This is a genomic window from Thermococcus sp. (assembly GCF_027066465.1).
Classification (GTDB): domain Archaea; phylum Methanobacteriota_B; class Thermococci; order Thermococcales; family Thermococcaceae; genus Thermococcus.
In genome coordinates this window covers 1-7,525 of sequence record NZ_JAMONU010000156.1, presented here as the reverse complement: position 1 = coordinate 7,525, position 7,525 = coordinate 1, and the positions used below count along the sequence as shown (strand labels likewise).

The window sequence follows — 7,525 nt, the reverse complement described above, 5'->3', positions numbered from 1 at the left end:
GCCGAAGGGAATCGACAGCAAGATGAGGCTCAAGAAGAAGGGCAAGCCCCGCTCACCCAGCATAGGGTGGAGCTCACCTAAAGCCGTACGCGGACTTCACCCGAGCGGCTACGAGGAGGTCCTCGTTCACAACCTCAAGGAGCTGGAAAAGCTTGACCCGACCAGGCAGGTAGCGAGGATAGCTGGAACCGTCGGCGCGAGGAAGAGGGAACTCATAATCGCGAGGGCCAAGGAGCTCGGGATTAAGGTTCTCAACGCGAGGTGATGCTCATGCTCAGGATGCAGAGAAGGATTGCCGCTGAGGTTTTGAAGTGCGGTGAGAACAGGGTTTGGATTGACCCCGAGAGGATTGACGACGTTGCCGCAGCAATAACGAGGGAGGACATAAAGAGGCTCATCCACGACGGCGTCATCAAGAAGAAGCCCATAAAGGGTCAGAGCAGGGCTAGGGCGAGGGCCTTCCACGAGGCGAGGAAGAAAGGAAGACATAGGGGCCCCGGAAGCAGGAAGGGTAAGAAGACCGCTAGGATGGGCAAGAAGGAAGTCTGGATGATGACCATAAGGGCCCTGAGAAAAGAACTCAGGAAGCTCAAGGCCGAGGGCAAGATTGACGCCCACACATACAGGAGGCTCTACATCAGGGCCAAGGGCGGCCAGTTCAAGAACAAGAGGCAGCTCTACCTGTTCATGCAGGAGCACGGCATCTTGAAGGAGTGAGGTGAGATAAATGGCGAGAGGACCAAGGTATAGGGTTCCCTTCAGGAGGAGGAGAGAGGGTAAGACCAACTACCACAAGAGGCTCAAGCTCCTCAAGAGCAAGAAGCCGAGGCTCGTCGTGAGGAAGAGCCTCAACCACCACATAGCGCAGATTGTAGTCTACGACCCGAAGGGCGACAGGACGATAGTTTCCGCCCACACCAGGGAGCTTATCAGGGACTTCGGCTGGAAGGGCCACACCGGCAACACCCCCAGTGCTTACCTCCTCGGACTGCTCATCGGCTACAAGGCGAAAAAAGCCGGCGTTGAGGAGGCCATACTCGACATAGGTCTTCACCCGCCGACCAGGGGAAGTTCGGTCTTCGCCGTCCTCAAGGGAGCAGTGGACGCTGGTCTCAACGTCCCGCACAGCGAGGAGATATTCCCTGAGGACTACAGGATAAGGGGCGAGCACATAGCGAGCTACGCCAAGGCCCTCAAGGAGGAGGACGAGACCGCCTATAGGAGGCAGTTTGGTGGCTACCTCGTTAAGGGCCTTGAGCCTGAGAAGCTCCCCAAGCACTTTGAGGAGGTTAAGGCCAAGATAATCGAGAAGTTTGAGGGGGCGAGAGAATGACCGACCCGAGAGAGATTGCCCAGAGGGTTCTTGAGGAGTGGGAGCCCAAAACGAAACTCGGCAGGCTTGTTAAAGAGGGCCAGATAACTGACATTCACGAAATATTCAGGAAGGGTTACCAGATAAAGGAGCCGGAGATAGTGGATGTCCTCCTTCCGGAGGTCAACCTCAGGGAGAACCAGGAAGTGCTTGACATCGCTCTCACCGTCAGAATGACCGACAGCGGCAGGAGGATTCGCTTCCGCGTTTTGGCTGCAGTTGGCAACAGGGACGGCTACGTCGGCCTTGGACTTGGTCACGGAAGGGAAGTTGGCATAGCCATCAGGAAGGCCATAAGCTACGCCAAGATGAACCTCATCGAAATCAAGCGCGGTTGTGGAAGCTGGGAGTGCAGGTGCAGGAGGCCACACTCGATTCCCTTCGCCGTCGAGGGCAAGGAGGGTAGCGTTCGCGTCAAGCTCATGCCCGGACCGCGTGGTCTTGGACTGGTCATAGGTGACGTCGGCAAGAAGATACTCACCCTTGCCGGTGTTCAGGACGTCTGGTCCCAGACCCTCGGTGAGACGAGGACAACGGTTAACTTCGCCAAGGCGGTTTTCAACGCCCTCTACAACACCAACCGCGTCGCCATACAGCCAGGTATGGTGGAGAAGTACGGCATCGTGGTTGGCAGGGCGATGCCCCAGAGCTTTGAGCTGTGAGGTGAGAGGAGATGGCAAAGCTTGCACTCATAAGGCTCAGGAGCGGGATTAGGGCGAAGGGAGAAGTGAGGGACACCCTCGCTATGCTCCGCCTTCACAGGATTAACCATCTCGTTATAGTTGATGACACCCCTAGCTACCGCGGAATGATACAGAAGGTCAAGGACTACATTACTTGGGGCGAGATAGACAAAGAAACTCTCGTCAAGCTCCTCAGGAAGAGGGGCAGGCTCGTTGGCAACAAGCCCATCACCGATGAGTACGTTAGGGAGAAGCTTGGAATGTCCATTGAGGAGTTTGCCGAGAAGGTCATCAACGGCGAGATGAAGCTCAGGGACTTACCCAACATCAAGCCTGTCTTCAGGCTCCACCCGCCGAGGGGAGGACTGAAGGGAAGCAAGAAGCGCACCTTCAAGGAAGGTGGGGCTTTAGGTTACAGGGGCGAGAAAATTAACGAGCTAATTGAGAGAATGCTCTGAGGTGGCGAGAGATGATTAGGAGGAGGAAGAAGGTTAGGAAGCTCCGCGGAAGTCACACTCACGGATGGGGGTGCAAGAAGAAGCACAGGGGAGGAGGAAGCAAAGGCGGTCGTGGTATGGCAGGCACCGGTAAAAGGAAGGACCAGAAGTTTACCTGGACCATCAAGTACGCCCCCGACCACCTCGGCAAGCGCGGGTTCCACAGGCCGAAGGCGGTGACTTACATCCCCAAGGTCATCAACCTCAGCGACATAGAGGAGAACTTCGAGCTCTTCAGGGACATGGGGGTAATCTATGAGGAGGAAGGAAAGCTGGTCTTTGACGCTACCCAGCTCGGGATAGACAAGGTTCTCGGAACGGGCAGACTTACCCGCGCCATCGTCGTCAAGGCCTACTACGTTACTTCCAAGGCCGAGAAGAAGATTAGGGAAGCGGGTGGCGAGGTCGTCCTCGCCTGACCCCTTTAACTTTTGGCGGGTGTTGCACATGGGAAAGGCACGGGACATTGTATACGCCATCGAGCGTTACTTCCCCGAAGTTGAGAGGCCCAAGAGGCACGTCCCCCTTAAGGAAAAGTTCATGTGGACGGGTATAGTTCTGTTGCTGTATTACATCCTAGCTGAGATTCCAATTTATGGAATCCCCCCCAAAGTTCAGGACTACTTTGCGACGCTTCGATTCATACTGGCCGGTAGGAGCGGTTCGTTGCTGACCCTCGGTATTGGTCCAATCGTTACCGCGAGTATAATCATGCAGCTCCTCGTTGGTTCTGAGATTGTTAAGCTCGATCTGTCTAATCCGGAGGATAGGAAATTTTATCAGGCAACTCAGAAGCTCTTCGCGGTGTTCATGAGCTTTTTTGAGGCGGCAATCTACGTCTTCGCCGGTGCCTTCGGTAGGGTTAGCACCTCTATTGGAGCCTTCCAGACCGTGACCAGCCCGGAGGGGGCAATATACATCGGTCTCGGTCTCGCAGTACTCATAATACTTCAGCTAGGCTTTGCATCTACGATGCTTATACTGCTTGATGAGCTAGTGAGCAAGTGGGGGATAGGAAGCGGTATAAGCCTGTTCATTGCCGCCGGAGTTTCTCAGACCGTTATTTACAAAGCCCTCGCTCCGGTGCCCAGCAAGGAGTACATAGACCCCCTCACAGGAAAGCCCGCAATCGTTGGCGCAATCCCCGCTTTCATACAGCACCTCCTTCACGGCGATATCACCGGTGCCATATACCGCGGACCGACGTTGCCGGACATGACGAAGTTGCTGGCTACGATAGTGGTGTTCCTCATAGTCGTCTACCTCGAGAGCATGCGCGTTGAGATTCCACTCAGCTACGGCCGTGTGACCGTTCGCGGAAGGTATCCGATAAGGTTCATGTACGTCAGCAACATTCCGATAATCCTCACGATGGCGCTCTACGCCAACATTCAGCTCTGGGCTAGACTGCTCAACAACTACGGTATAACTTGGCTTGGAACGTTTAACCAGAATGGCTACCCTGCGAGCGGTTTCGTGACATACCTATACCCTCCAAGCGATATATTCCAAGTCATGGCCGACCCATGGAGGGCGTTCGTCTACGCGATAATGACGATATTCTGGTCGCTGATATTCGGCTTCCTCTGGGTTGAACTGACCGGACTGGATGCCAAGAGCATAGCCAGACAGCTCCAGCAGGCCGGACTCCAGATTCCGGGATTCAGGCGCGATCCAAGAATTCTCGAGAGGGTTCTCCAGCGCTATATCCCCTACGTTACGTTCTGGGGTTCGTTTACCTTGGCTATAGTGGCCGTGCTCGCGAACTTCCTTGGCGCTCTCGGTACAGGAACGGGAATACTGCTGACGGTGGGCATACTCTACAGGTTCTACGAAGAGATAGCGAGGGAGCAGGCCACGGAGATGTTCCCTGCATTGAGAAGGTTCTTCTCCAAGTGACCTCTCATTTTTTGCAAAACCTTTTAAGGCCGTTTTTCCTTACCCAACCAGAACCCCCTGGGTGAAGAGCTATGCCGTTTGTGGTCATGATTACAGGCATCCCAGGAGTTGGCAAGAGCACAATCACTAGGCTTGCCCTCCGGAGGACGAGGGCAAAGTTCAAGCTCGTCAACTTCGGCGACCTGATGTTTGAAGAGGCCGTTAAGGCGGGTCTGGTCAAGCATCGCGACGAGATGAGAAAGCTCGACCCCAAGACCCAGAGGGAGCTTCAGCTTAAGGCGGCGCAGAAGATAGTTGAGATAGCGAGGAAGGAACCGGTCCTCCTCGATACCCACGCTACAATTAAAACTCCCGTTGGCTATCTCCTCGGCTTCCCCAGGGAGGTTATTGAGGTTATCAACCCGAACTTCATCGTTATAATCGAGGCGACTCCGAGTGAGATACTTGGAAGACGCCTCCGCGACCTCAAGAGGGACAGGGACGTCGAGACCGAGGAGCAGATTGAGAGGCACCAGGACTTGAACAGGGCTGCGGCGATAAGCTACGCGATGCATTCAAACGCCCTCATAAAGATAATCGAGAACCACGAGGATAAGGGTCTTGAGGAGGCCGTGAACGAGCTTGTTGAAGTGCTCGATTTGGCGGTGAGCGAGTATGATTGAGGGTGTGTACCAGTTCCTCGACAGGATTTTTGGTCCGTTCATACTGAACCACAGCCCGCTGTGGGTCATTACAATAGCGGGAGCCATAATAGGTGGATTTTACACGTTGCTCTACTACTTTTTCACCGACATAGAAAAGCAGAAGAAACTCCAGAAGCTCGGCAAGGAGCTTCAGAAGGAACTTAGGGAGGCTCAAAAGAGCGGCGACGAGAAGAAGATGAAAAAGCTCCAGCAGAAACAGCTCGAACTCATGAGAATGCAGAGCGAGCTCATGAAGCAACAGACGCTCCCAATCCTTCTCACGATGCCGTTGTTCTACATCTTCTTCAACTGGCTAAGGAGATGGTACGTTGAGGTCGGAATAGTGAAGGCTCCTTTCAACTTCTTCCTCTTCGACTGGTTCCACAAGATGTATCACTCGGCACTTCCACCGGACCAGCTCGGGTACCTGGGCTGGTACTTCCTCACGAGCTACGTCGTGGGTATGGTCCTTAGAAAGCTCCTCGATATGGGATAAATTTAAAAACGCTCCGCTGAAAGGGGTTGCGAGGTGAGAAAGCATGAAGCCGATGTACCGCTCAAGGTCATGGAGAAGGAAGTACGTTAGGACTCCCGGAGGAAGGACGGTAATCCACTTCGAGAGGAGGAAGCCCAAGGTTGCCCACTGCGCCCTCTGTGGAAGGCCTCTCAACGGCGTTCCGCGCGGAAGGCCGAGCGAGCTCAGGAAGCTTCCAAAGACCAAGAAGAGGCCTGAGAGGCCGTATCCGAACCTCTGCCCGAGTTGCATGAGGAAGGTCATGAAGGCCCAGGTCAGGGCTTCCATAGCCCTTTGAAGGTGCGCCTATGCCCAAGGGCTGCCTCGTGATAACGGTCAGCGGTCTGGCAGGTTCGGGAACGACAACCCTCTGCAGAAACTTGGCCAAGCACTACGGCTTCAAGCACGTTTACGCCGGGCTGATATTCCGGCAGATGGCCAAGGAAATGGGAATGACGCTCGAGGAATTCCAAAAGTACGTCGAGCTCCACCCGGAGATAGACAGGGAAGTTGACAGGAGGCAAATCGAGGCAGCCAAGGAGTGCAACGTCGTCATTGAGGGCAGGCTCGCCGGCTGGATGGTGAAGAATGCAGACCTTAGAATATGGCTCGACGCTCCGATAATGGAGCGCGCCAGGAGGGTAGCCCAGAGGGAAGGCATCTCCGTTGAGGAGGCCTTCGTTCAGATTGCCGAGAGGGAGAAGGGGAACAGGAAAAGGTATTTAAACCTATACGGTATCGACATCGAGGACAAATCGATTTACGATTTAATCATAAACACTGCCAAATGGGGTCCCGATGGGGTCTTCGCGATTGTGAAGGCCGCCATCGACCACCTTTACCCCGACGGCGACGCGGGGTCGGGTGAAAACCCGGAAAACAAAAAGAAGGAGGTGGGATGAATGCCAGCTATTGAGGTCGGAAGGATTGCCGTCGTTATTGCCGGAAGGAGGGCCGGACAGAAGGTCGTCGTTGCCGACATAATCGACAAGAACTTCGTCCTCGTCACCGGCGCTGGCCTCAACAAGGTCAAGCGCAGGAGGATGAACATAAAGCACCTTGAGCCCCTTCCGGAGAAGGTTAACATCGAGCGCGGTGCCTCCGACGAGGAGATAAAGAAGGCCCTCGAAGAGGCCGGCATAAGCCTTGAGTGAGGGCTTTCCCTTACTCTTCTTCCAATAAGTTTCTTAACGCTTTTCTCATTAACTCTCCGGGGATTGGCATGATTGCACTCGTTACCGGCGCAACCGGTGGAATCGGAAGGCTTCTTGTGAAGGCGTTGATTGATGAAGGTTACAGGGTTGTTGGCGTGGGAAGGAGACGGGAGAAGCTTGAGGAGCTGAAGGCCCTCGGTGACTTTGACTACATCGTTGCTGACTTAAGCGAGCCAAACAGTACAAAAAGAATAGCGAAGGCCCTAAGGGAACTTGGAATAGGGGAACTCGACCTCCTCGTGAACAACGCCGGCTATGCAATCCGGAAGCCCCTCCTCGAGCATAGCGACGAAGAACTCGAGAGGCTCTTCAAGGTTAACGTGTTGGTTCCCGTTGAGCTCACGCGGGAGCTGTTGCCCCTCCTTAAGCCCGGCTCAACGGTCGTCTTCGTAATCAGCGGAGTCGCCTTCGTCAACGTCCCGGAATTGCCTTCTTACTGCGCCACCAAGGGCGCACTGCACTACCTCGCGGTGAACCTCGAACGGGAGCTGAAGGAGAGGGGAATCCGTGTCATGCGCGTCTATCCAAAGCAGGTCAAGACGGAGTTCTTCACCCGGAACAACGTGCCCTATCCAAAGGGTTCAATAGAGCCCGAAGACGTCGTTAGGGCGATAATGGGGGGACTGGAGAAGGGCAAAACGGAAGTCTTTGTCCCCGGCTACC

General features: G+C 54.7%; 13 protein-coding genes. All 13 read left to right on the top strand.

Annotated elements, in window-relative coordinates; translation table 11 throughout:
• Positions 1-265 (top strand): 50S ribosomal protein L32e (locus MVK46_RS07625; RefSeq protein ID WP_297536052.1); only part of this gene is annotated, 265 nt, incomplete at its 5' end.
• Positions 265-717 carry a 50S ribosomal protein L19e gene (locus MVK46_RS07620; RefSeq protein ID WP_297536051.1) on the top strand — a complete coding sequence of 151 codons (453 nt, stop codon included), beginning with the start codon at positions 265-267 and terminating at the stop codon, positions 715-717. The genes MVK46_RS07625 and MVK46_RS07620, both read left to right, overlap by 1 nt.
• 10 nt (positions 718-727) lie before the next feature.
• Positions 728-1,333: a 50S ribosomal protein L18 gene (locus MVK46_RS07615; RefSeq protein ID WP_297536050.1), complete on the top strand. Its 606-nt coding sequence runs from the start codon at positions 728-730 to the stop codon at positions 1,331-1,333.
• On the top strand, positions 1,330-2,034 hold the full coding sequence (rpsE, locus tag MVK46_RS07610) for a 30S ribosomal protein S5 (protein WP_297536049.1): 705 nt from the start codon (positions 1,330-1,332) through the stop codon (positions 2,032-2,034). The genes MVK46_RS07615 and rpsE overlap by 4 nt, the downstream gene beginning before the upstream one ends.
• A gap of 11 nt (positions 2,035-2,045) precedes the next feature.
• A complete protein-coding gene (locus MVK46_RS07605) occupies positions 2,046-2,513 on the top strand; it encodes a 50S ribosomal protein L30 (RefSeq protein ID WP_297536047.1) in 468 nt (155 codons plus the stop codon).
• An 11-nt stretch (positions 2,514-2,524) separates the two neighbouring features.
• On the top strand, positions 2,525-2,971 hold the full coding sequence (locus MVK46_RS07600; protein ID WP_297536046.1) for an uL15 family ribosomal protein: 447 nt from the start codon (positions 2,525-2,527) through the stop codon (positions 2,969-2,971).
• Between the two features lie 28 nt (positions 2,972-2,999).
• Entirely contained in the window at positions 3,000-4,451 is a 1,452-nt protein-coding gene (gene secY, locus MVK46_RS07595) for a preprotein translocase subunit SecY (RefSeq protein ID WP_297536045.1), read from the top strand.
• A 71-nt stretch (positions 4,452-4,522) separates the two neighbouring features.
• Positions 4,523-5,113 (top strand): adenylate kinase, encoded by a 591-nt coding sequence (locus MVK46_RS07590; RefSeq protein WP_297536044.1) that lies wholly within the window; start codon positions 4,523-4,525, stop codon positions 5,111-5,113.
• Entirely contained in the window at positions 5,106-5,630 is a 525-nt protein-coding gene (locus MVK46_RS07585; RefSeq protein WP_297536042.1) for an EMC3/TMCO1 family protein, read from the top strand. Before MVK46_RS07590 ends, MVK46_RS07585 begins: the two co-directional genes overlap by 8 nt.
• A gap of 43 nt (positions 5,631-5,673) precedes the next feature.
• A complete protein-coding gene (locus tag MVK46_RS07580; protein WP_297536041.1) occupies positions 5,674-5,946 on the top strand; it encodes a 50S ribosomal protein L34e in 273 nt (90 codons plus the stop codon).
• Between the two features lie 10 nt (positions 5,947-5,956).
• A complete protein-coding gene (gene cmk / locus MVK46_RS07575; RefSeq protein ID WP_297536039.1) occupies positions 5,957-6,550 on the top strand; it encodes a (d)CMP kinase in 594 nt (197 codons plus the stop codon).
• Entirely contained in the window at positions 6,551-6,802 is a 252-nt protein-coding gene (locus MVK46_RS07570; RefSeq protein WP_297536038.1) for a 50S ribosomal protein L14e, read from the top strand.
• A 68-nt stretch (positions 6,803-6,870) separates the two neighbouring features.
• On the top strand, positions 6,871-7,525 hold a 655-nt coding region (locus MVK46_RS07565), incomplete at its 3' end, for an SDR family oxidoreductase (RefSeq protein WP_297536037.1).

Bases quoted from the DNA above. Each gene is read 5' to 3' on its own strand.
- MVK46_RS07620 (WP_297536051.1), top strand. From the start codon at position 265: ATGCTCATGCTCAGGATGCAGAGAAGGATTGCCGCTGAGGTTTTGAAG.
- MVK46_RS07615 (WP_297536050.1), top strand. From the start codon at position 728: ATGGCGAGAGGACCAAGGTATAGGGTTCCCTTCAGGAGGAGGAGAGAG.
- rpsE (WP_297536049.1), top strand. From the start codon at position 1,330: ATGACCGACCCGAGAGAGATTGCCCAGAGGGTTCTTGAGGAGTGGGAG.
- MVK46_RS07605 (WP_297536047.1), top strand. From the start codon at position 2,046: ATGGCAAAGCTTGCACTCATAAGGCTCAGGAGCGGGATTAGGGCGAAG.
- MVK46_RS07600 (WP_297536046.1), top strand. From the start codon at position 2,525: ATGATTAGGAGGAGGAAGAAGGTTAGGAAGCTCCGCGGAAGTCACACT.
- secY (WP_297536045.1), top strand. From the start codon at position 3,000: ATGGGAAAGGCACGGGACATTGTATACGCCATCGAGCGTTACTTCCCC.
- MVK46_RS07590 (WP_297536044.1), top strand. From the start codon at position 4,523: ATGCCGTTTGTGGTCATGATTACAGGCATCCCAGGAGTTGGCAAGAGC.
- MVK46_RS07585 (WP_297536042.1), top strand. From the start codon at position 5,106: ATGATTGAGGGTGTGTACCAGTTCCTCGACAGGATTTTTGGTCCGTTC.
- MVK46_RS07580 (WP_297536041.1), top strand. From the start codon at position 5,674: ATGAAGCCGATGTACCGCTCAAGGTCATGGAGAAGGAAGTACGTTAGG.
- cmk (WP_297536039.1), top strand. From the start codon at position 5,957: ATGCCCAAGGGCTGCCTCGTGATAACGGTCAGCGGTCTGGCAGGTTCG.
- MVK46_RS07570 (WP_297536038.1), top strand. From the start codon at position 6,551: ATGCCAGCTATTGAGGTCGGAAGGATTGCCGTCGTTATTGCCGGAAGG.